Source organism: Collinsella sp. HCP28S3_G2 (assembly GCF_052065125.1).
In the GTDB taxonomy this organism is placed as follows: domain Bacteria; phylum Actinomycetota; class Coriobacteriia; order Coriobacteriales; family Coriobacteriaceae; genus Collinsella.
Map to the genome: position 1 here is coordinate 61,502 of NZ_JBQHUO010000008.1, position 22,082 is coordinate 83,583.

At 61.6% G+C, this 22,082-nt stretch carries 15 protein-coding genes; 10 read left to right on the forward strand and 5 right to left on the reverse strand.

Annotation, left to right across the window (positions count from 1 at the left end; translation table 11 throughout):
* Window positions 1-83: 83 nt before the first annotated feature.
* A complete protein-coding gene (locus ACTNB2_RS06090) occupies window positions 84-1,019 on the reverse strand; it encodes a DMT family transporter (RefSeq protein ID WP_441044860.1) in 936 nt (311 codons plus the stop codon).
* A 100-nt stretch (window positions 1,020-1,119) separates the two neighbouring features.
* Window positions 1,120-4,866 (reverse strand): phosphoribosylformylglycinamidine synthase, encoded by a 3,747-nt coding sequence (locus tag ACTNB2_RS06095; RefSeq protein WP_441044859.1) that lies wholly within the window; start codon window positions 4,864-4,866, stop codon window positions 1,120-1,122.
* Window positions 4,867-5,050: 184 nt separating this feature from the next.
* On the opposite strand from ACTNB2_RS06095, the gene ACTNB2_RS06100 reads away from it, so the two are divergent.
* Entirely contained in the window at window positions 5,051-6,613 is a 1,563-nt protein-coding gene (locus ACTNB2_RS06100) for a cation:proton antiporter domain-containing protein (protein WP_441044858.1), read from the forward strand.
* Between the two features lie 408 nt (window positions 6,614-7,021).
* Here the strand turns inward: ACTNB2_RS06100 and ACTNB2_RS06105 are convergent, their stop codons facing one another.
* On the reverse strand, window positions 7,022-7,786 hold the full coding sequence (locus ACTNB2_RS06105; RefSeq protein WP_441044857.1) for an SDR family NAD(P)-dependent oxidoreductase: 765 nt from the start codon (window positions 7,784-7,786) through the stop codon (window positions 7,022-7,024).
* A 199-nt stretch (window positions 7,787-7,985) separates the two neighbouring features.
* The gene (locus ACTNB2_RS06110; protein ID WP_441042489.1) at window positions 7,986-9,329 is read right to left on the reverse strand and encodes a homoserine dehydrogenase; all 1,344 of its coding nucleotides are present in this window, start codon (window positions 9,327-9,329) and stop codon (window positions 7,986-7,988) included.
* Window positions 9,330-9,579: 250 nt separating this feature from the next.
* Here ACTNB2_RS06110 and ACTNB2_RS06115 point away from each other — a divergent pair, with 250 nt between their 5' ends.
* The 8 genes from ACTNB2_RS06115 (at window position 9,580) to ACTNB2_RS06150 (ending at window position 17,479) form a co-directional block, all read left to right on the forward strand.
* Entirely contained in the window at window positions 9,580-10,746 is a 1,167-nt protein-coding gene (locus ACTNB2_RS06115) for an ABC transporter substrate-binding protein (protein WP_427719714.1), read from the forward strand.
* A 269-nt stretch (window positions 10,747-11,015) separates the two neighbouring features.
* Window positions 11,016-12,203: an ABC transporter substrate-binding protein gene (locus ACTNB2_RS06120; protein WP_441042490.1), complete on the forward strand. Its 1,188-nt coding sequence runs from the start codon at window positions 11,016-11,018 to the stop codon at window positions 12,201-12,203.
* Window positions 12,204-12,342: 139 nt separating this feature from the next.
* Window positions 12,343-13,224 (forward strand): branched-chain amino acid ABC transporter permease, encoded by an 882-nt coding sequence (locus ACTNB2_RS06125; protein ID WP_154517188.1) that lies wholly within the window; start codon window positions 12,343-12,345, stop codon window positions 13,222-13,224.
* A 9-nt stretch (window positions 13,225-13,233) separates the two neighbouring features.
* Complete coding sequence (locus tag ACTNB2_RS06130; protein WP_427719716.1) at window positions 13,234-14,313, forward strand: branched-chain amino acid ABC transporter permease; 1,080 nt, start codon at window positions 13,234-13,236, stop codon at window positions 14,311-14,313.
* Window positions 14,303-15,163, forward strand: a complete 861-nt coding sequence (locus ACTNB2_RS06135) for an ABC transporter ATP-binding protein (protein WP_441042491.1) — start codon at window positions 14,303-14,305, stop codon at window positions 15,161-15,163. Before ACTNB2_RS06130 ends, ACTNB2_RS06135 begins: the two co-directional genes overlap by 11 nt.
* Window positions 15,164-15,877: an ABC transporter ATP-binding protein gene (locus ACTNB2_RS06140; RefSeq protein ID WP_229770701.1), complete on the forward strand. Its 714-nt coding sequence runs from the start codon at window positions 15,164-15,166 to the stop codon at window positions 15,875-15,877.
* Window positions 15,878-16,000: 123 nt separating this feature from the next.
* Window positions 16,001-16,678 carry a copper homeostasis protein CutC gene (locus ACTNB2_RS06145; protein WP_441042492.1) on the forward strand — a complete coding sequence of 226 codons (678 nt, stop codon included), beginning with the start codon at window positions 16,001-16,003 and terminating at the stop codon, window positions 16,676-16,678.
* Between the two features lie 3 nt (window positions 16,679-16,681).
* Window positions 16,682-17,479, forward strand: a complete 798-nt coding sequence (locus ACTNB2_RS06150; protein ID WP_441042493.1) for a DUF4931 domain-containing protein — start codon at window positions 16,682-16,684, stop codon at window positions 17,477-17,479.
* Between the two features lie 30 nt (window positions 17,480-17,509).
* On the opposite strand, the gene ACTNB2_RS06155 is transcribed toward ACTNB2_RS06150, so the two are convergent.
* A complete protein-coding gene (locus ACTNB2_RS06155; RefSeq protein WP_441042494.1) occupies window positions 17,510-18,508 on the reverse strand; it encodes a bile acid:sodium symporter family protein in 999 nt (332 codons plus the stop codon).
* A gap of 275 nt (window positions 18,509-18,783) precedes the next feature.
* Between ACTNB2_RS06155 and recJ the strand changes: the two genes are divergently transcribed.
* Window positions 18,784-22,071, forward strand: a complete 3,288-nt coding sequence (recJ, locus tag ACTNB2_RS06160; protein ID WP_441042495.1) for a single-stranded-DNA-specific exonuclease RecJ — start codon at window positions 18,784-18,786, stop codon at window positions 22,069-22,071.
* Window positions 22,072-22,082: the final 11 nt, after the last annotated feature.

The following is a 22,082-nucleotide window of genomic DNA, read 5'->3' on the forward strand; positions in this document are numbered from 1 at the left end:
GCGACTCGGTACGAAATCAACGAGATACAGTGTACTCCATTAAGCTAAAGTGAGAGCTGCCCTTTTCCAAACGGGGTGGTTTGTTAGGCCTTTTTAGGTTTGTTGACAATGATGATGCCACTGCAGACCAAGAGCAGGGCCACAATTACGGTAACGGGGCTCGTGCCAGCGCCCTCTCCGAGCAACAACGCGCTCAACAGCACGCCAAAGACCGGGTTCATAAAGCCAAAGACCGAAACGCGGCTAACGGGGTTGACGGCGAGTAGGCGGGACCACAGCGAGTACGCGACGGCGGAAATGAGCGCCATATAAATGATGAGCGCGATGGCGGGGGCGATTTCGGTGGGGAATAGCGCGCCGCCCATCAAAAACCCGATGGCGGTAAGGACCAAACCGCCGACTAAAAACTGCCAGCCGGCGAGCAAGACGCCGTCATGCTCGCGCGAGAAGATGCCAATGAGGCAGGTCGACAGGGCGCCCGCAATAGTGGAAGCCAAGATAAATCCCTCGCCGTCGAGTGTAAAGCCAAAGGTGCCGTCCGCACCCGAAAGGTTGACGAATGCGACGCCGGCAAAGCCCAGTACGCAGCCGAGCACCTTGGTTGCATCGAGCTTTTCGGTGCGAAACGCCAGAGCGGCAAAGAGGATGGCGAGGAAGTTGGCGCTGGCCTCGATGATGGAACTTGACATGGCGCTGGCGCGCGAGAGTCCCAGGTAGAAAAAGAAGTACTGCCCGATAGTCTGGAAGAGCGACAGGATGCAGATGGGCTTAATGTCGCGAGCCTGTGGAACGAGTGGGCAGCGCTGGGCCGTGCTCATCCCAACGATAACCAGGGCGCCGGCAAGCGTGAAGCGCAAGCCCGCAAAGAGCAGCTGCGAGGCGCTATCGTGCGCGGGGATGCCAAAGAGCTCGTAGCCGATCTTGATGCAGGGGAAAGCCGACCCCCAGAGTGCGCAGCAGACGAGGCAGCCCAGGATGAGTCCGGGCAGGGTGGCGAGATACGGCTTGCGGCTTTCCATGATGTCCTTCCTGTATGTGCGAAGTAAAAAAGAACCCGCCACCGGGTGTGCCGGTGGCGGGTGTTGTTACCCGAGGGGATTGTACCCGATGGGAACGTATTTAAGCGAAGTAGGCTACGCCGCTCTCAAAGATCGGCATGAACTTATCGCCGGGGACATGCTCGGGCACGTTGCGGTACAGGTTGTCGCCGCGACGCTCGGCATGGCCCATCTTGCCCAGGACGCGGCCGTCGGGGCTCGTGATGCCCTCGATGGCGAGCGCGGAGCCGTTGGGGTTGACGGAGAGATCCATGCTGGGCTTGCCGTCCTCGCCCACGTACTGCGTGGCGACCTGGCCGTTGGCGATCAGCTGGGCGAGCACTTCATCGTTGGCGACAAAGCGGCCCTCGCCGTGGCTGATGGCGACGGTGTAGGGGTCGTCCAGACTGCACTGCGACAGCCACGGGGACAGGTTGGACGAGATGCGGGTGCGCACCAGACGGCTCTGATGGCGACCGATGGTGTTGAACGTCAGCGTGGGCGCATCGGGCGTGGCGTCGACGATGTCGCCGTAGGGCACCAGGCCGAGCTTGATCAGGGCCTGGAAGCCGTTGCAGATGCCCAGCATCAGGCCGTCGCGGGCCTTGAGCAGGTCGCGGACTGCCTCGGTGACCTCGGGAGCGCGGAAGAACGCCGTGATGAACTTGGCGGAGCCGTCGGGCTCGTCGCCGCCCGAGAAGCCGCCGGGAATCATGACGATCTGGCTTGCACGGATGCGGCGGGCGAGCTCGTGGGTGCTCTCGGCGACGGCCTCGGGCGTGAGGTTGTTGATCACGAAGGTGTCGGCCTCGGCGCCGGCGGCGCGGAAGGCGCGGGCGCTATCGTACTCGCAGTTGTTGCCGGGGAACACAGGGATGATCACGCGCGGGCGGGCGATCTTGGCGCCGCCGTACACGTGGATATCCTTGGCGCGGAAGTCGATGGCCTCGACCTCGGGGGTCTCGCCGGCGCTGCGATAGGCGAAGACGCCCTCGATACCGCTCTCCCAGGCCTCCTGGAGCTCGGCGAGCTCGATGACTTCGGAGCCGGTGTCGATGACATAGCCCTCGACGGTGGTACCCAGGGGCTCGACGACAACGCCGTCGGCGACCTCGGGCAGCTCGGCGTCCTCGGCGAGCTCGACGATAAAGCTGCCGTAGAGCGGGGTGAAGAGGCTCTCCACGTCCACATCTTCGGCAAGCTCGATACCGATCTGGTTGCCGACGCACATCTTAAAGAGGCTCTCGGCGCCGCAGCCGTAGCCGGGCGTGGAGACGGCCAGGGCGTCGCCGGTAGCGGTGAGCGCCTCGACGGCGTCAAACGCGGCGAGCAGCTGCTGGGCATCGGGGCGGTAGTCCTCGCCATAGGTGGCGGGGGCGATGCGAACGACGCGGTGCGTGAGGCCCTTAAACTCGGGGGAGACGGCGCGGGCGGCACGGCCCACGGCGACAGCGAAGCTGATCAGGGTCGGCGGAACGTTGAGCTCGCCGGCCTCGTCCTCAAACGAGCCGCTCATGGAATCCTTGCCGCCGATGGCGCCGGCACCCAGGTCGACCTGGGCCATAAGGGCGCCCAGGACGGCTGCCATGGGCTTGCCCCAACGTTCGGGCTCGGTGCGCAGGCGCTCAAAGTACTCCTGGAAGGAGAGGTAGGCGCGCTTGTGCTCAAAGCCGGCGGCAACGAGCTTGGCGATGGACTCGACCACGGACAGGTAGGCGCCTGCAAACTGGTCGGCCTCCATCAGGTAGGGGTTGAAGCCCCATGCCATAGCGCTCGCCGTGGTGGTCTCGCCGTCCACGGGGAACTTGGCGACCATGGCAGAGCTCGGGGTGAGCTGCGTCTTGCCGCCAAAGGGCATGAGCACGGTAGCGGCACCGATGGTGGAGTCGAAGCGCTCGGAAAGGCCCTTGTTGGAGGCGACGTTGAGATCGGTGACAAGCGAGGTCATGCGCTCGGCAAGCGTGGTGCCGGCCCAGCTGGGTTGCCACACGCTACGGGCACACACGTGGGCGACCTGGTGCTTGGGTGCGCCGTTGGAGTTGAGGAACTCGCGGGACAGATCGACGATGGCGACGCCGTTCCAGGCCATACGCATGCGCGGCTCGGCGGTAACCTCGGCGATGACGGTCGCCTCCAGGTTCTCCTCGGCGGCATAACCCATGAACTCCTCGACGTCACCGTCGGCGACGGCGCAGGCCATGCGCTCCTGGGACTCGGAGATAGCGAGCTCGGTTCCGTCCAGGCCGTCGTACTTCTTGGTCACGGTGTCCAGGTCGACATACAGGCCGTCGGCAAGCTCGCCCACGGCGACCGAGACGCCGCCGGCGCCAAAGTCGTTGCAGCGCTTGATCAGGCGGCAGGCGTCGCCGCGGCGGAACAGACGCTGCAGCTTGCGCTCGACCGGGGCGTTGCCCTTCTGGACCTCGGCGCCCGAGGTTTCGATGGAATCGGTGTTCTGGGTCTTGGAGGAGCCGGTGGCACCGCCGATGCCGTCACGGCCGGTGCGGCCGCCCAGCAGGATGATCTTGTCGGTGGGGGCGGGGCACTCGCGACGCACGTGGTTTGCCGGGGTGGCGCCCACGACGGCGCCGACCTCCATGCGCTTGGCCACGTAGCCAGGGTGATAGAGTTCGTTGACCTGACCGGTGGCAAGGCCGATCTGGTTGCCGTAGCTGGAGTAGCCGGCGGCAGCGGTGGTCACGAGCTTGCGCTGCGGCAGCTTGCCCTCGAGCGTCTCGGAGACCGGGACGGTGGGGTCGCCGGCGCCGGTGACGCGCATGGCCTGGTACACATAGCTGCGGCCAGAGAGCGGGTCGCGGATGGCGCCGCCCACGCAGGTGGCGGCACCGCCGAAGGGCTCGATCTCGGTCGGGTGGTTGTGGGTCTCGTTCTTAAACAGGAACAGCCAGTCCTGGTCCTCGCCGTCGACATCGACCTTCACCTTGACGGTGCAGGCGTTGATCTCCTCGGACTCGTCGACATCGGTCATGACGCCGGTCTTCTTAAGGTACTTGGCACCGATGGTGCCCATGTCCATGAGGCAGACGGGCTTGGCGTCGCGACCGAGCTCGTGGCGCATCTCCATATAGCGGTCGAAGGCCTGCTGTACCACGGCGTCATCGATTGTCACGTCGTCCAGGACGGTACCGAAGGTGGTGTGGCGGCAGTGGTCGGACCAATAGGTGTCGATCACGCGGATCTCGGTGATGGTGGGGTCGCGGTCCTCATCGCGGAAGTACTGCTGGCAGAAGGCGATGTCCGCCTCGTCCATGGCAAGGCCGCGCTCGGAGATAAAGACGGCAAGGCCGGCCTCGTCGAGTTCGCGGAAGCCGTCGAGCACCTCGACGGGCTGGGGCTCGGGGGTCTCCATGTACAGCGTCTCGGGTAGGTCGAGCGAGGCGATGCGGGCCTCGACGGGATTCACCACGTAGTGCTTGATGGCCTCGATGGCGGCTTCGTCCAGAGCGCCCGAGATCATATAGACCTTGGCGGAGCGCACGGCGGGGCGCTCGCCCTGGCTGATGAGCTGCACGCACTCGCTGGCGGAGTCGGCGCGCTGGTCAAACTGGCCAGGCAGGAATTCGACGGCAAAGACGGCGCCATCGCTTGCGGGGAGTTCGTCGTAGGTCACATCGACCTGGGGCTCGCTAAAGACGGTCGGCACGCAGGAGCGGAAAAGCTCCTCGTCGATGCCCTCGACGTCGTAGCGGTTGATGATCCTCAGGGCCTCGATGCCCTTGATGCCGAGAATTTCGGTCAGCTCGCCCTTGAGCTGCTGAGCCTCGACGTCGAACCCGGGTTTCTTCTCCACGTAAATACGAGAGACCATTGGTTCCTGCCTTCCTGATCGGTTGGGCGTACGGTGCGGTATGCGGCAGCGGTCGGTTTGCGGGACAAGCCTCGCGGTCGCCTTGAGCCACATGTTTGTAAACGTCACTATGATACGACAGCTCATGGCGTATTGAGGACGGCGAGGGTGCTACAGTGAAGCGCAAACAAGAGAAAGGCATCACATGGCATTCGTTTCGCTCGCCATCATCGCGCTTGTGGCTTTCGCAAGCCCCTTTATCGCATCGGCGATTTCCGGAAAGCCCGTTCCCGAGACGGTCTTTTTGCTCGTGTTCGGCGCGGTGCTGGGACCTCACATGCTCGGCGTCATCCATGTAGATGCCGAGGTATCGCTTGTGTCCGAGCTCGGTCTGGCCTTTTTGTTCCTGCTTGCCGGCTTTGAGATCGACCCCAAGAACATCACGGGCGTCGAGGGACGCTACGGTATGGCGACGTGGGTCGTCACGTTTGGCATCGCCTGGCTTGCCGTGCGCTTTACCCCGTGGTTCTCGGTCAGCCATTTCGACGGTATCGCCGTGACGCTGGCGCTCACTTCGACGGCGCTCGGCACGCTCGTGCCCATCATGCGTGAGCGTTCGCTGACCGGCACGCGCGTGGGCGACTCCATCCTTGCCTATGGCACGTGGGGAGAGCTCGGTCCCGTGCTCGCCATGTCGGTGCTGCTCTCCGCTCGTACTGGTATCCAGACGCTCGTGATCCTTGGCTTGTTTGCACTGGTCTGTGTGCTGTTGGCCGTGGTTCCGAGCCGCTCCAAGCGCGTCGGCAGCCGCTTCTTTGCGTTTGTCGAGGAACGGGCCGACACGACGTCGCAGACGTTCGTGCGCCTGACGGTGCTCATCCTGGTCACACTCGTGGCATTTTCCGCCATCTTTGACCTCGACATCGTGTTGGGCTCTTTTGCCGCTGGCTTTGTCCTGCGCTATATCATCCCCGAGGGCAACCATACGCTCGAGACCAAGCTCGATGGCCTGGCCTATGGCTTTTTGATTCCGGTGTTCTTTACCGTGTCGGGCGCAAAGATTGACCTGACGGCCGTGGCGTCGCGCCCGGGTCTGCTCGTGGGCTTTATCGCGGCGTTGCTGATCATTCGCGCCGTGCCGATCCTTGTCTCTATGAGCATTTGTCCCGCGACACGTGACGTTTCGGCGTATGGCCGCATTACCGTGGCCCTGTACTGCACTACGGCCCTGCCGATCATCGTTGCCGTGACGAGTGTGGCCGTCAACGCAGGCGCGCTGTCGCAAGACGGCGCCTCGGTTATGGTAGCCGCCGGTGCCATCACGGTGTTCTTGATGCCGCTGCTCGCGCAGCTCTTCTACCGCGTGGTCGATGCCGCGCCGGCCACTGCCGTGGCAGAGGTCGCCGAGCACCCTGCCGACGCACTCGATATCCTGCGCGCTCACCACGACCTAGCGAGCCTGCTCGCGCGCGAGCACGAATTGCTGACCTCGCATGGCCATGGGCGTTCGCTCGACGGCATACCTACCCTTGATTCCATTGCTGACCGCCTCTCGACCGAGGCGGCAAGCGGCCACATCGATGCCCGCATCGTGGACGCCGCTCATTTGCTGGCTGAGAAGACCTATGGCGACGAGATCGACCCGTCCAAGCTGACTCCGCGTGAGCGCCGCCGCCTGGAGCGCGCCAAGCTCGCCGTGCGCGAATACCGCCGCCGCATGCTGGAGCTCTACGCACGCGATGAAGCCCAGGACGACGACGGCAAATAACGAGATGCTTCCCTAGGGGAAGCCGCGTCCCGCTTTAAAGACCCGAAACGGGACGCAGTTTCCGCATCGGCCCCCATCGGGAAGTCACATCCCAGAATGGACGCCCAGAGTGGGATGCGGTTTCCGCTTTGGACTCCTGCCGGAAAGCGCGTCCCAGTCTGAAGGTTCAAAATGGGATGCGCTTTCCGAATCAAAGGCCTTGCGGAAAGCGCGTCCCAGAATTGGCGTTCAAAACGGGGCGCATTTTCCGAAACATGGCCCTGAGGGAAGCTGTGTCCCGTTCGGAGCTGAAATACCGGGACGCAGTTTCCCTTTCAAACAGAAGAAGGCGCGCTGCCTGCGGTTGATGCAGGCAGCGCGCCTTTTGCGTTGGGCCTCGTTGAGGTTCGAAGTCGTGGCTTGCGACCTTTAGGAGCGGGCGGCTCCGTCGACGGGGAGCACGGCGCCCGTGACGTAGGAGGACATGTCGCTCGCCAGGAAAACAAAGGCGTTGGCGACATCCTCGGGCTCGCCCATGCGACCCAGCGGAATGGTGGCGATGATGGGCTTGATGACCTCTTCGGGCAGGTTGGCGACCATATCGGTTTTGGTTACGCCGGGTGCGACGGCATTGACGCGAATGCCCATGGGGGCGAGCTCGCGCGAGAGCGACTGGACCATGCCGTTGACGGCAAACTTGGACGTGGGGTAACCGACGCCGGAGGGCTGACCGTACTTGGCGACCATCGAGCTCGTGGTGGTGATGGTGCCGCCGTGGCCGGCCTCGGTCATAATCTTGGCGGCCGCCTGGTGACCGTTAAAGACGGCGACGACGTTGAGGTCCATGACTTTGGCGAACTCCTCGGCCGTGTAGTCCAAAAGCGGCGAGCGCTGGGAGATGCCGGCGTTGTTGACGACCGTGTCCAAGCCGCCCATGTCGGCTGCAGCCTGGGTAAAAGCCTCGGTCACGGCCTCGAGTGAGGTGAGGTCGCAGGAGCGGCCCCAGACCTTGGCGTCGGGATAGGCGGCCGCCAGCTTCTCAACGGCCGCGTCGGCAGTCTCCTGGCGCGAGCCAAAGACGGTGACTGCGGCACCCTCTTCGATAAAACGGCAGGCGATGGCATAGCCGATACCGCGCGTGCCTCCGGTGACGATTGCTTTCTTGCCCTCGAGCAACATAGTGCTTCCTCTCATCGCGGGCGGACATTCTCAGCACAGCGTAGCGGTAGCCGGAATCGACCGCGTTTGCATATCGGTGAACGGTGGCGCGCGTTACCGATGAGCGGCTCGCGCAAATGTGCTCTGCCGTTGTGCTTAGGGCAGGAGGCAAAAGGGCTCCCGTCCCACATCGGACGCGAGCCCTCAAAGCGCGTATTGCTGGGCGAGCGTTGGGTTAGTTGGCCATGACGCCTTCGGTCCAGGCCTCGACGTTCTCGATGCGCAGGACGTTGGCGACCTCGGCCACGCAGTCGACGCTGGCAAGCTCGGCGGCGGCAGCCTGGACGTCCTTCTCGAGCGCGCGGTGCGTCAGGAAGATGACCGAGCAGGTATCGCTGGCGCCCGACTTGCCATCCTCGACCTGGTTGATGAGCGAGATCGAGATGTTGTGCTTGGCAAAGATATCGACCGTCTCGGACAGGGCGCCCACGCGGTCGGCGACCTTCAGGCGCACATAATACTTGGTCTGGAGTTCGTCCATGGGCTTAAAGGCGAGGTTGTGGCCATAGGGCTCAATCTCGGGCAGCGGAGCCACGCCGCGGCTGATCTGCTCGGAGAGCGACAGGATATCGCCCACGACGGCGCTCGCGGTGGGGAAGGAGCCTGCGCCGGCACCGTAGAACATGGTCTCGCCCACGGCGTCGCCTACCACGTAGACGGCGTTCATGGCGCCGTTGACCTTGGCAAGCATGTGGTCGGCGGGGATCAGCGTGGGATGCACGCGGACGTCGACGCCGGCGTCGGTGTTGCGGGCGATGCCGAGCAGCTTAATGGTGTAGCCGAGCTCACGGGCCTGGGCGATGTCCTCGGCGCCGATGGTACGGATACCCTGCTGGTACACATCATCGGTGGTCACGCGGGTGCCAAAGCCGATGGAGGCGAGGATCGCCGTCTTGCTGGCGGCGTCGAAGCCGTCGACGTCGGCGGACGGGTCGGCCTCGGCATAGCCCTTGGCCTGCGCGTCGGCAAGCATGTCGGCGTAATCGGCGCCCTCGGCGTCCATGCGCGACAGGATGTAGTTGGTGGTGCCGTTGAGGATGCCGGCGATGGTCAGGATCTTGTTGCCCACCAGGTCGTGCTCGAGCGTGCTCACGATGGGGATGCCGCCGCCGCAGCTGGCCTCGCACTTAATCTGCACGCCGCACGTGCGCGCCTTCTCGGCAAGCGTCTCGACGTGACGGCCCAGCAGGGCCTTGTTGGCGGAGACGACGTGCTTGCCGTGCTCAAAGGCCGTGGTGAAGATCTCGGTCGCGGGATGCTCGCCGCCGATCAGCTCGACGACGATATCGACGGCTGGGTCGGTAACGACGTCATGCCAGTCACTCGTAAAGGCCTCGCGCTCAATACCGGCTGCCTCGGCCTGCTCCCAGGCAAGCGCGCAGGCGCGGGTCAGCTTAAGGTCGATGCCGTAGGCGGCCAGGTACTCATCGTGGTGGCTCTTGATCAGACGGGCCACGCCGCCGCCGACGGTTCCCAGACCGATCAGACCGACGTTCACGGTGCGCAGGGGTTCGCTCATAGATAGCTCCTTCGTGCATCTTATAGATTGATTGATCAAGTAATGTTGAGTGCATTCTAGCGTGAACCGAGAGCGCGTGCTCGCCAGGCAACAGGAGTCGCACAAAACGGCACCCCCGAAACGCTGCGGAAACATTGGAAACATGCTCGCTACAAACGAACTTCCGTAACAAACTGTCAACGTTTGCGCCATAAGGTTTGCCCCGTACCGCAAGACGGCCGCACCGCGGCCAGCGAAAAAGGGGGACACCATGTTCAACATCAACAGCACGCTCAGCCGTAGGAACTTTCTCGCCGGCGCCGCGGCGCTCGGCAGCGCTGCCGCACTCGCTGGTTGCTCGTCGGGTGGCTCGGACGGCGGCTCCGCCGATGACGGTAAGACCTTCAAGATCGGTGTCATCGGCCCTCTGACCGGCGCCGCGGCAACCTATGGCGTTTCGGCCGAGAAAGGTGCCAAGCTCGCCGCCAAGGATTTCTCGACCAAGGATCTCAAGCTCTCGCTTAAGTCCGAGGATGACGTCGCCGACGGCGAGAAGGCCATCAACGCCTTCAATACCTTGTGCGACTGGGGCATGCAGGCGCTCGTCGGCCCCGTCACGACTGGTGCCGCCGTCGCCGTCTCGGGCGAGATCGCCGACGATATGCTCATGGTCACGCCTTCGGCCTCGTCGCTCGACGTCACCAAGGATAAGACCACGGTCTTTCAGGTTTGCTTCACCGATCCCACCATGGGCGCCAGCGCCGCGAAGTTCCTGGCCGAGAAGTATGCAGACGCCAAGATCGCCCTGTTCTACAACTCCGGCGATACGTATAGCTCGGGCGTTGCCGACGCTTTTGCCGAGCAGGCCAAGGCGTCCAAGCTCGATATCGTCGATACCGAGACCTTTAAGGACGACTCTTCCACGAGCTTTACCAACCAGCTCACCAAGGCCAAGGAGGCCGGCGCCACGCTTATCTTTGCCCCGATCTATTACACGCCGGCGTCCGTCCTGCTCAAGAACGCCAAGGACATGGGCTACGAAATGACCCTCATGGGCACCGACGGCATGGACGGCCTGCTCTCCGTTGAGGGCTTCGACACCTCTCTTGCCGAGGGCGTGCTGCTCATGACCCCGTTCTCTGCCGACGATGAGAAGAACGCCGACTTCGTCAAGGCATATAAGGACGCCTACAACGAGACGCCCAACCAGTTTGCCGCCGATGCTTATGACTGCATCCACGCGATTGTCGAGGCAATCGATGAGGCGGACATCGACATTACGGTCGACGGCGCCGACATTGCCGGCGACCTTGCCAAGGCTATGCGCAAGATCAAGATTGAGGGCCTGACAGGCGAGCTCACGTGGAACGACGAGGGCCAAGTCGAGAAGCCCGCTACGGCCTATGTGATTCAGGACGGCAAGTACATCGCCGCCTAAGTGCATATAACGAGACCGGTGGGGCCATGTTATTCAGGGCAGGAAAGCTTGTAACAAAACGGAAACATTACTTTCACACAATAAAGTCGCTAAACTGTATAAACCGACAGAAATACGCATAATTATGGATAAATGGACAAGGCAAAAGAAAAGTTGAAATAATCGCCACTTTTCTCAACTAAAGCGTCTACTATTTTGCGAACGCCGAAGACGGCGGAGGATGGCCTGTCGGGTAACCGAAACCCGACGAGATTTGAGAGGAGAGCCGCATGTCGAGCCTCACCGGTAAGTCATTGAACCCTGTTATGAATCGCAGGGGCGTTATCGCGAGCGCAGCAGGTCTGGGGGCGATGTCCATTCTAGCTGGCTGCTCCTCCAACGGCGGCGACAGCGGTTCCGCTTCGAGCGACGCTTCGTTTAAGATCGGCACCATTGGCCCGCTGACCGGTGCCGCCGCGTCTTACGGCAAGTCCGTTACCCAGGGCGTCGAGCTTGGCTGCAAGGACTTCTCCACCAAGGAGCTGCCGCTTGCCAGCAAGGCCGAGGACGACCAGGCCGACGGCGAGAAGGCCGTCAACGCCTTTAATAACCTGCTCGACTGGGGCATGCAGGCCCTCGTCGGCCCGACCACCACGGGTGCGTCGGTTGCCGTTGCCGCAGAGTGCAGTAACGACCCCAAGACATTCATGATCACCCCGTCCGCGTCCTCCGAGGACGTCACCGACGGAAAGGATTGCGTCTTCCAGGTTTGCTTTACCGACCCCAACCAGGGCGTCAACGCTGCCAAGTTCCTGGCAGAGAAGTATGCGGACGAGAAGTTCGTGCTGTTCTATAACTCCGGCGACGCTTATTCTTCGGGCATTGCAGATTCCTTTAAGGCCCAGGCCGCTGAGTCTAAGCTCGAGATTGTTGACGAGGAGACCTTTAAGGACGACTCCGCTACGAGCTTTACCAACCAGCTGACCAAGGCCAAGCAGGCCGGCGCCACCATGATCTTTGCGCCGATCTACTACACGCCGGCGTCCGTCCTGCTCAAGAACGCCAAGGACATGGGCTACGACGTCAAGATGATGGGCTGCGACGGCATGGACGGTATCCTGGGCGTCGAGGGCTTCGACACCTCTCTTGCCGAGGGTCTGCTGCTCATGACCCCGTTCTCCGCCGACGACGAGAAGAACGCCGACTTCGTCAACGCTTACAAGGATAAGTACGGCGATACCCCCGACCAGTTTGCCGCCGATGCCTACGACGGCGTGCACGCGGTGGCCGAGGCCCTCAAGGAGGCCGGTCTTGGTGTCGACGCCGACCCGACCGAGGTCGCCGAGAAGCTGCCCAAGGCTATGCTCAAGATTACCGTTGACGGTCTGACCGGCAAGCTCTCCTGGAACGACAAGGGCCAGGTCCAGAAGGATCCTACGGCGTATGTCATCACCGACGGCAAGTACGTACTGGCCTAATAGGCCGCCTTACATAGAGCGGTTTTGATCCCAAGCAGGGGAGGTTTTCGCCTTCCCTGCTTGCTTGGTATCTGGGGACAACGTAACGTCCCTGTTTCATACATCAACTGGAAACCTATTCGAAAGGGGGATGTGGAACATGACGGTCTTTATCCAATACCTGGTCAACGGCCTGTCCATGGGCAGCGTCTACGCCATCATCGCGTTGGGCTACACCATGGTCTACGGTATCGCCAAGATGCTCAACTTCGCTCACGGCGATGTCATCATGGTCGGTGCCTATGTCTCGTTCTGCGCCACGTCGTATCTCGGCCTCCCGGGCTGGGCATCTGTAGTTCTCTCTTGTGTGGTCTGCACGGTTCTCGGTGTTCTCATTGAGGGTCTGGCCTATAGGCCGCTGCGCCAAGCAGGCCCGCTGGCCGTTCTGATCACGGCCATCGGTGTGTCCTACTTCCTGCAGAATGCCGCGCAGCTTCTGTGGGGCGCCACGCCCAAGAACTTCACTTCGCTCGTCACCTTCCCGGTGCCGGAGTTCTTGGCCAAGTTCAACGTAAGTGCCGTCTCGCTCGTCACCATCGTCGCCTGCCTGGTTATCATGGCCGGTCTGATGATCTTTACAGGTAAGACCAAGATGGGCAAGGCCATGCGCGCCGTGTCCGAGGACAAGGCCGCCGCTCAGCTCATGGGCATCAACGTCAACCGCACCATCTCGATGACGTTCGCCATCGGCTCCGCCCTTGCCGCCATCGCCGGTGTGCTCCTGTGCTCCTACTCGCCGGTTCTGCAGCCCACCACGGGCGCCATGCCTGGCATCAAGGCCTTCGACGCTGCCGTTTTCGGCGGTATCGGCTCCATCCCCGGTGCCTTTGTCGGCGGCATTCTCATCGGCATCATCGAGGCGATGGCGCAGGCTTACATTTCCACGAGCCTTGCCAACTCCATCGTCTTTGGCGTTTTGATCATCGTCCTGCTCGTCAAGCCTGCCGGCCTCTTGGGCAAGTACGTACCCGAGAAGGTGTAGGTGAGCGTTATGAAGTTTCTTACAGACAAGCAGACGCGTCACGACTTTGTCACGTACGCCATGTGCGTTGTGGCGTTCGCCATCGTGTTCTTTATGCAGTCTAACCACATGATTCCGCGCATGATTGTCGGTCAGCTGGTTCCCATCACGGCCTATATCGTCATGGCCATCTCGCTCAACCTCGTCGTCGGCATCGCGGGTGACTTGTCGCTGGGCCACGCGGGTTTTATGAGCGTCGGCGCCTATACGGGAATCGTCACCGCCGTCGCGCTGGAGAGCGCCGTTCCGTCTGACCCGGTGCGTCTGATCATCAGCATTGTGGTCGGCGCTATCGCCGCTGCCATTCTGGGCTTCCTGATCGGTATTCCGGTTCTTCGCCTGAGCGGTGACTACCTGGCCATCGTAACCTTGGCCTTTGGCGAGATTATCAAAGAGATCGTTACCTGCCTCATTGTGGGCGTCGATTCCCGCGGCCTGCACGTGATCTTTAACATCACGGGCAATTCCACGATCGACGACCTACACCTGCTCGAAGACGGCACCGCTATCATCAAGGGTGCCCAGGGCGCATCTGGTGTTTCGACCTACTCGACGTTCCTTGCTGGCGCCATCCTGGTTATGGTTGCGCTCGTGATTGTGCTCAACTTGGTCCGCAGCCGCACCGGTCGTGCCATCATGGCCGTGCGCGATAATAAGATCGCTGCCGAGTCCGTGGGCATCTCCGTCACCCAGTACCGCATGATCGCCTTCGTGGTTTCCGCCGCTCTCGCCGGTGCTGCCGGAGCCCTCTTCGGCGGTAACTTCTCGCAGCTCTCCGCCACTAAGTTCGACTTCAACACGTCGATTCTCATTCTGGTGTTCGTGGTCCTGGGCGGTCTGGGCAACATGCGCGGTTCCGTCATCGCGGCGGCGCTGCTCACGGTGCTCCCCGAGCTGCTCCGTCAGTTCTCGGACTACCGCATGCTCATCTACGCCATCGTGCTGATTCTGGTCATGGTCTTTACTAATAACCCGCAGCTCAAGGCGTTCTTCGCGCGCATTAAGGACCGCTTTGCTTCCAAGAAGGAGGTGGCAACCGATGCCCAGTAAGTTTGAGTTCAACAAGGGCAAGATGGTCCCGTATCCTTCTGGCGCCATCGTTCCCGACCGCGACCTGGGCGAGCGCCCGGCGCTCGAGTGCATCCACCTGGGCATTGAGTTCGGCGGCCTTAAGGCGGTCGACGACTTTAGCCTGACCATCGGTAAGACCGAGATCGCCGGTCTCATCGGCCCCAACGGCGCCGGCAAGACCACGGTCTTCAACCTGCTCACCAAGGTGTACCAGCCCACGCACGGCACCATCCTGCTCGACGGTGAGGACACCTCGGGCAAGTCCGTCTACCAGGTCAACCGCATGGGTATCGCTCGTACCTTCCAAAACATCCGCCTGTTCAACACCATGACGGTGGAGGACAACGTAAAGGTCGGCCTGCACAACCAGGAGCGCTACTCCGGCTTTGAGGGCGTGCTGCGCCTGCCGACGTATTGGAAGCACGAGAAGGCCGCCCATGAGCGCGCCATGGAGCTTCTGTCTATCTTTAATATGGAACATCTGGCAAACGAGCAGGCCGGCTCGCTGCCTTACGGCGCTCAGCGTCGTTTGGAGATCGTCCGCGCGCTTGCCACCAATCCCAAGCTACTACTGCTCGACGAGCCTGCCGCCGGCATGAACCCGTCCGAGACTGCGGAGCTCATGGCGAACATCGTCAAGATTCGCGACACCTTTGGCATTGCCATCATGCTCATCGAGCACGACATGTCGCTTGTCATGAATATTTGCGAGGGTATCTGCGTGCTTAACTTTGGCAAGGTCATCGCCAAGGGCACGGCCGAGGAAATCCAGAACAACGAAGCCGTTATTGAGGCTTATCTGGGCAAGCAGGATAAGGGGGAGAACTAAATGGCAGAGCCGATGCTTTCCGTCTACAACATCAACGTCTGGTACGGCGCCATCCACGCCATTAAGGACATCTCCTTTAACGTTAACGAGGGCGAGATCGTTGCCCTGATTGGCGCGAACGGCGCCGGCAAGTCCACGACGCTCAAGACTGTCTCGGGCCTGCTGCGCTCCAAGACCGGCTCCATCAAGTTTATGGGCGAGGACATTATCCATACGCCCGCCGACAAGCTGGTTGGCAAGGGCCTGTCTCAGGTACCCGAGGGGCGTCGTGCCTTTTTGCAGATGACGGTCGAGGAGAACCTGGAGATGGGTGCCTATACACAGCCCAAGTCCACGGTTGCCCCGGGCCTCGAACGTGTTTACGAGCAGTTCCCGCGCCTGAAGGAACGCCGTCGCCAGGTGGCCGGCACCCTTTCGGGCGGCGAGCAGCAGATGCTCGTTATGGGTCGTGCCCTTATGAGTAACCCCAAGCTGCTCATGCTCGACGAACCCTCCATGGGTCTGGCGCCGATCCTGATCGAGCAGATCTTCCAGATTGTCGAGGATTTGCACAAGGCCGGCACCACGGTGCTCCTGGTCGAGCAGAATGCGCAGATGGCGCTTTCCATCGCCACACGCGGCTACGTGCTCGAGACCGGCAAAATCACCATGACCGGCACCGGCCAAGAGCTGCTGCACGACGACAACGTCCGCAAAGCTTATCTTGGTGGTTAATCCATCCAGTAATAGGGGCGCTGACCAACTCGGTCAGCGCCCCTTTTGAAATGATCCGTTGGCTTGGTATTTAAAGTGCGACAATGCCGTGTGGAAATAGAAGTGTCATCTGGGGGTCTATCTATGCTGTACGAGTTTTGTGCCGAGAACTTTGAGCGGGTGCCGGCGGCCATTGCGGCCGGTGCGGGACGCATTGAGCTGTGCGACAACCTTGCGGTTGGTGGCACCACGCCCTCGGCCGGCGTTATCAGCGCTACGACCAGCTATGCTCGCGAGCACGATGCACGGGTGATGTGCATGATCCGTCCGCGTGGCGGCGACTTTCACTACAACCAGGACGAGCTGCGCATGATGGAGATGGACTTGGGCCTTGCCGTAAGTGCCGGCGTCGATGGCTTGGTCTTTGGCTGCTGCAAGCCTTGTGCCGGCGGATGGGCGCTCGATGAACTTGCGTTGGGCGCCCTTGTGATGGCTGCGGGCTGCGCGACCGAGGAGTGCAAGCGCGAGCCCATCGACATCACCTTTCACATGGCATTTGACCAGCTCTCGCCCGAGGCTCAGCTCGACGCGATTGACACGCTCGCCGACTGCGGCATAACGCGCATCCTGACGCATGGCGGTGCCGCCGGCACGCCGATTGAGGACAACCTGGAGCATCTGTCGCACCTTATCGACTACGCGAACGATCGCCTGACCATCCTTCCTGGCGGCGGCATTTCCACGGCCAACCGCGATACCGTGGCTGCGGCACTGGGCGTCTCCGAGCTCCATGGCACCAAGATCGTGCCGCTGGAGGTATAACCCGTGCCCCTGGTATTTGACGTTCAGCAGGCGAGCGGGAAGCCCGACGACAACCGGCGCCCTGGCACCGCGTGCCCCTTTTGCGATACCGAGGAACTCGCCAATATCATCCGGCGCGACGGTGACTGTATCTGGCTCGAGAATAAGTTCAAGACCCTGCGCGCCACCCGTCAAACCGTGCTGATCGAGTCGGCCGACCACGACGCAGACCTGGTGACCTATGCGCCGGACGAGCTGCATCATGTGATGCGGTTTGCCCTGGGTTGCTGGCAGCAGATGATCGATTCACAGCAGTATCGAAGCGTGCTCATGTACAAGAACAAGGGTCCGCTCTCGGGCGGTAGTCTCGTTCATCCGCACATGCAGATTGTGGGTTTGGAGCAGGAAGATGGCTATGCTTCGCTGACTTCCGCCAATTTCGAAGGCATCAATGTCTGGCAACAGGGGAGAATTGCGGTCAACATCTCAACCGAACCGATTATGGGGTTCTTTGAGGTCAACGTTTCAGCTCCGCGGGGAATCGCCGCCAGCGATGACACGCGGGACCAAGCCGAGGCGGATCTCTTCGCCGATGCGATCCAGGTAGCTCTGCGTTATATCCTAAACGAGCACCACGGTGGCCGTGCAGAGTCGTACAACTTGTTCTTCTATCACCTGGGCGGTCGGACCATTGCCAAGGCGCTGCCGCGTTGGGTGGTTTCGCCCTACTTTGTCGGCTATCGTTTGGCCCAAGTCAATGCCGAGATGACGCTCGATATCGATGCTGAGCGCCTGCGCGCGCATCTGGAAACGCTCGTATAGCAAGACTAACACCCGCGTAATGCGGACAGCCTAGCGTGCCATGGCGTCGCGGCCGGCCTCGACGCGCTTGCGCTGAGCAGCGCGCTCCTCGCCGGTTAGACGCTCAAAGAGATGCCCGATAAGCGAGGCAAGTACCTGCTGAAACAGCGTTCCGCACATGACGGGAAATACGACTTCGCCCGGAAAGTATTGCGTGGCGATGACGGCGCCCGAAGAGATGTTGCGCATGCCGCAGGTAAAGCACATGGCAGTCGTTTCGCTATACGGCAGATGCAGTGCGCGGGCGACCAGAATACCGACGACAAAGCCGCTGATGGCGAAGATCAAAATAAAGAGGGCGACTTCCAAGCGCACCGCGTTCATGTGCAGCACGTACTCGCTCATGGCGGTGGAGTTCGACGCGATAACACCCATCATCATGAACTTGCAGGCGGGCGAGAGCGCGGGGGAGAGCTTCTCGTGTCCCCATCCGCGCGTGAGTTCGTTAATCACGATGCCGAGCAGGGCGGGGATAGCGATCATGAAGGCCATGTTCTGCATCATGCCCGGCACGTCGATCGAGACGGTGGCGCCCAGCAAGAGCTTAAGCGTGAGCGGAATCGTAACGGGTGAGATAACCGAGGACGTCAGGATGATGGTGAGCGCGAGCGGGCCGTTGCCGCCGAACATGCTAATCCACATAAAGGCAGTGACTGCCACAGGTACGCTGTACTCGAGCACGATACCGCAGACTAGGTTGGGGTTGGAGCCAAAGAACAGCGACCCCATGGCATAGGCTGTTATGGGAATAAGCGCCGCCGAGACCAGCAGCGCCAAAATCAGGTGCAGCGGACGGCGGAATACTTCGGCTACCTGATGGAAGGTGTTGCTGAGGGCACCTTGGAACGTCATAAAGGCAAACAGGATGGGGACGATGGGCTTGAGTACGCCGATCTGCTGGGGAAAGAGCACGCCGAGCGTCACGCAAATCGGAACGATGATCTGCATATGCCCCGCGAGAAACTTACCCAGTCCAACCCATTGCTTCATATGCGCTTGTGACTCCCTTTGCTCGTGAATCCGTTTTGAATGGATATGCTAGACGCTCGCATGCGTCCGTGCGGCTGAAACGCTCGATTATTTCGAGGCTATTACCGCCCTCGTTTATCGAAACCACGGCGTGCTGGACGTTGTGCGTCCGCGCCGCACGGTATAATAAATCCGTTCAACAGATCTGCCTGCCGAAGCGGGCATACACAGAGGACTCATCGCTATGAACCGTGAGAGGTATCGCGGCGACCTGCCCCTATCGGGGGTGGGCGCCTATGTCATCGCTTAAGACAACGCATCGCTGGGCGGTCGCTCAGCAAAACCCCGAGCTCGAAAAGGAGCTTTCGGCTGGCCTGGGCATACCCGGGCTGGTGGCGCGCATTATGGTTGCGCACGGCATTACATCCATCGAGGAAGGCCAGCTTTTTTTGACGCCTTCGCTCGATCGCGACTGGGCGGACCCGCTCGTTATTCCGGGTATGGCGGTCGTCGTCGACCGCGTTGAGCGTGCTATTCGCAGCCACGAGCGCATCGCCGTCTTTGGCGATTTTGACGTCGACGGCATTACGTCGACTTGTCTGTTGACCGAGGCGCTGCGTTCGTTTGGCGCCAATGTCACGCCGTTTATTCCGCATCGTTTTGACGAGGGCTACGGCCTGTCGCGTGCGGCGCTCGACCGCGTTAACGAGCTCGCTCGCCCCCAGCTGATCGTGACCGTCGATAACGGCATTGCCGCCAAGGAAGAGGCCTCCTATCTGGAGAGCCTGGGGATCGATTTGGTGGTCACGGACCATCACGAGCCGTCCGACCAGGTGCCGCAGGGCGTGCCCCTGACCGACCCCAAGCTCGAGGACAAGGGTCCCTCGCGCGAGCTTGCCGGTGCCGGCGTGGCACTCAAGCTGGTGCAGGTCCTGGGCGAGCGTTTGGGCAAGCCGTCGTATTGGCGTTCTCTGATAGAGGTCGCGGCGCTGGGCACCGTGTCCGACATGATGCCGCTTACGCCCGAGAATCGCGCACTGGTCGCTGAGGGCATCCAGCAGATGCGCGTGACGGCCCGTCCCGGCTATATCGCGCTTGCCGCACTTGCCAAGGCCGACCTTTCTACCATTACGGCCGACGGCCTGTCGTTTTCGCTCATCCCCCGTCTGAATGCTGCCGGCCGCATGGCTGATCCCAAGCTGGCGCTCGACCTGCTGCTTGCCCGCGACCCCATCGAAGCGAGCGCGCTTGCCGCCGAGCTCGAGGAAATCAATCGCCAACGCCGCGAGATCGAGGCCGAGCTTACGCGCGATGCCACGGTGAAGGTCGAGGAGACTTATGACGGCGGGCGCGCAATCGTCGTGGGCGGCGAGGGCTGGCACGAGGGCGTCAAGGGCATCGTGGCGAGCCGCTTGACCAATCGCTATCACGTGCCGGCGCTGCTCTTCTCGATCGAGGATGGCGTTGCGCGCGGATCGGGCCGCTCGGTGGGCAAGATCAACCTGTTCGACGCCGTCGAGCGTTGCTCCGACCTGCTGATTCGTCGCGGCGGGCATGCCGGTGCGGTGGGTGTGACCATCGAGGCATCCAAGCTCGATGAGTTCCGCCGTCGCCTTTCGGCCGTGCTATCGGAGCTTCCCGCCGAGGACTTTGAGGACACTGACGAGGTTGCCGCCACCGTTGATCTCTCCGAGCTAAATATCGAGACCATCGAGCAAATTTCCCGTCTTGAGCCGTTTGGCCAGGGCAATAAGGTGCCGCTTTTGGCCGCCGAGGGCGTGACGATGTGCGATCGCGCCGTGGTGGGCAAAACCGGCGAGCACATGCGCTTTGTGGCGACCGATGGTGCCGCGAGTGTGCCGGCCATCATGTTCCGCGTGCCGCAGATCGATAGGCTCATCAATTGCGACAGCGCCGTCGACTTGGTGTTCGAGGCCGTGGCCGAGCATTGGCAGGGACGTGTGAAGCCCAAGCTCATGATCAAAGATGTCTTGGTGCGCGATACCGCGGCGCCCAATATCGACGATCCGGCATGTGAGCTTCGCCGCGGCGTGCAACCGGCGGATTCTGGTCTGCGCCTGGAGTCGCGTAAACGCGAGACGCTCGCCCAGCTTTCTTATACCGAGCTCACACGCTCGCTTATCCATAGCTTTATCGGCTCGAACCAGCCGCATCGCGCGCAGGTCGAGGCACTCGACGCGCTTGCCGACCATCAGAGCGTTTTGGCCGTTATGGGGACGGGGCGTGGCAAGTCTCTGATTTTCCATGTGCATGCCGCGCGCGAGGCGGTTCTTCGCGGGCGTGCGAGCATTTTTGTCTATCCTCTGCGTTCGCTCGTTGCCGATCAGGCCTATCACCTTTCCTCGACGATGGCCGCGCTCGGCATTGGTGTCGGCGTGCTGACTGGCGAGACCGTGGAGGCCGTACGCGATGACGTGTTCGCCGGCCTTGCTTCGGGTCGCACCGGTATCGTTCTCACGACGCCCGAGTTCTTGTCTATCCACTGCGATCGATTTGCGCGTTCTGGACGTATTGGCTTCGTTGTTATCGATGAGGCGCACCATGCCGGTCTTGCTAAGGGTGGTGACCGGAGTGCATACCTCGATATGCCCGATATTCTTAAAGCCCTGGGCGACCCCGTTGTCATGGCGGCAACGGCTACCGCGACGGCTCCAGTTGTGGCAGAGCTTGCTCGCGTATTGCCGATTACCAGCACGGTGGTCGACGAGACCGTTCGCGAGAACCTACAACTCGAGGACGATCGTGACCTTGCGAGCCGTGAAAATCGCCTGGTTTCGATCGTTGCGACGGGGGAGAAGACCGTCATCTACGTGAACTCGCGCGACCAGTCCGTGGCGCTTGCCAAGACGTTGCGCAAACGTGTGCCCGACTGCGCGACCCATATCGCGTTCTATAACGCCGGGCTTGCGCGTTCCGATCGCCGACGCGTCGAGGAGGCGTTTCGAGATGGCAGCCTGAGCTGCATCGTTTCAACCTCGGCCTTCGGTGAGGGCGTCAACCTGCCCGATATCCGCCATGTCGTGCTCTACCACATGCCGTTTGGCGCGATTGAATTTAACCAGATGAGTGGCCGTGCCGGCCGCGATGGGCAGCCTGCCGTGATTCACCTGCTCTATTCGTCTCGTGACGCTCGTATTAATGAGCGCCTGCTCGATTGTTACGCGCCCGAGCGCGATGAGCTTGTCACGCTCTATCGGGCGCTGCAGACCATGTGGCGCTCCAATCGTGGCAAGACGGGGGACGATTCATTCTGCGCAAGCGATATCGACATTGCGCAGATGTGCCTTGCAATCGACGCGCGCACGCCGGTCGATGAGCGTTCGGTGGCAAGCGGCTTGGGAATCTTCGAAGAGCTCGGTTTCTGTCACGTTTCGGGGTTTGACGATACCCGTCGCATCGCGATGACCGAAAACCCCGGGCGCGTGCAGTTGAGCAGGTCGATCCGCTATTTGGAGGGCTTGCGCTCGCGCATGGAGTTCTCGGCTTTCCGGAGTTGGGCACTCGATTCGTGCGCTTCTGATATGCTTACCAAAATTAACCGCCCGATCGTACCGCGGGCCTAGGGAAGGGGACC

Coding starts and splice junctions, on each gene's coding strand:
- ACTNB2_RS06140 (WP_229770701.1), top strand. CDS start 15,164: ATGGCAGAGCCGATGCTTTCCGTCTACAACATCAACGTCTGGTACGGC.
- ACTNB2_RS06135 (WP_441042491.1), top strand. CDS start 14,303: ATGCCCAGTAAGTTTGAGTTCAACAAGGGCAAGATGGTCCCGTATCCT.
- ACTNB2_RS06105 (WP_441044857.1), bottom strand. CDS start 7,786: ATGAGAGGAAGCACTATGTTGCTCGAGGGCAAGAAAGCAATCGTCACC.
- ACTNB2_RS06090 (WP_441044860.1), bottom strand. CDS start 1,019: ATGGAAAGCCGCAAGCCGTATCTCGCCACCCTGCCCGGACTCATCCTG.
- ACTNB2_RS06125 (WP_154517188.1), top strand. CDS start 12,343: ATGACGGTCTTTATCCAATACCTGGTCAACGGCCTGTCCATGGGCAGC.
- ACTNB2_RS06155 (WP_441042494.1), bottom strand. CDS start 18,508: ATGAAGCAATGGGTTGGACTGGGTAAGTTTCTCGCGGGGCATATGCAG.
- ACTNB2_RS06115 (WP_427719714.1), top strand. CDS start 9,580: ATGTTCAACATCAACAGCACGCTCAGCCGTAGGAACTTTCTCGCCGGC.
- ACTNB2_RS06120 (WP_441042490.1), top strand. CDS start 11,016: ATGTCGAGCCTCACCGGTAAGTCATTGAACCCTGTTATGAATCGCAGG.
- ACTNB2_RS06095 (WP_441044859.1), bottom strand. CDS start 4,866: ATGGTCTCTCGTATTTACGTGGAGAAGAAACCCGGGTTCGACGTCGAG.
- ACTNB2_RS06100 (WP_441044858.1), top strand. CDS start 5,051: ATGGCATTCGTTTCGCTCGCCATCATCGCGCTTGTGGCTTTCGCAAGC.
- ACTNB2_RS06130 (WP_427719716.1), top strand. CDS start 13,234: ATGAAGTTTCTTACAGACAAGCAGACGCGTCACGACTTTGTCACGTAC.
- ACTNB2_RS06110 (WP_441042489.1), bottom strand. CDS start 9,329: ATGAGCGAACCCCTGCGCACCGTGAACGTCGGTCTGATCGGTCTGGGA.
- recJ (WP_441042495.1), top strand. CDS start 18,784: ATGTCATCGCTTAAGACAACGCATCGCTGGGCGGTCGCTCAGCAAAAC.
- ACTNB2_RS06145 (WP_441042492.1), top strand. CDS start 16,001: ATGCTGTACGAGTTTTGTGCCGAGAACTTTGAGCGGGTGCCGGCGGCC.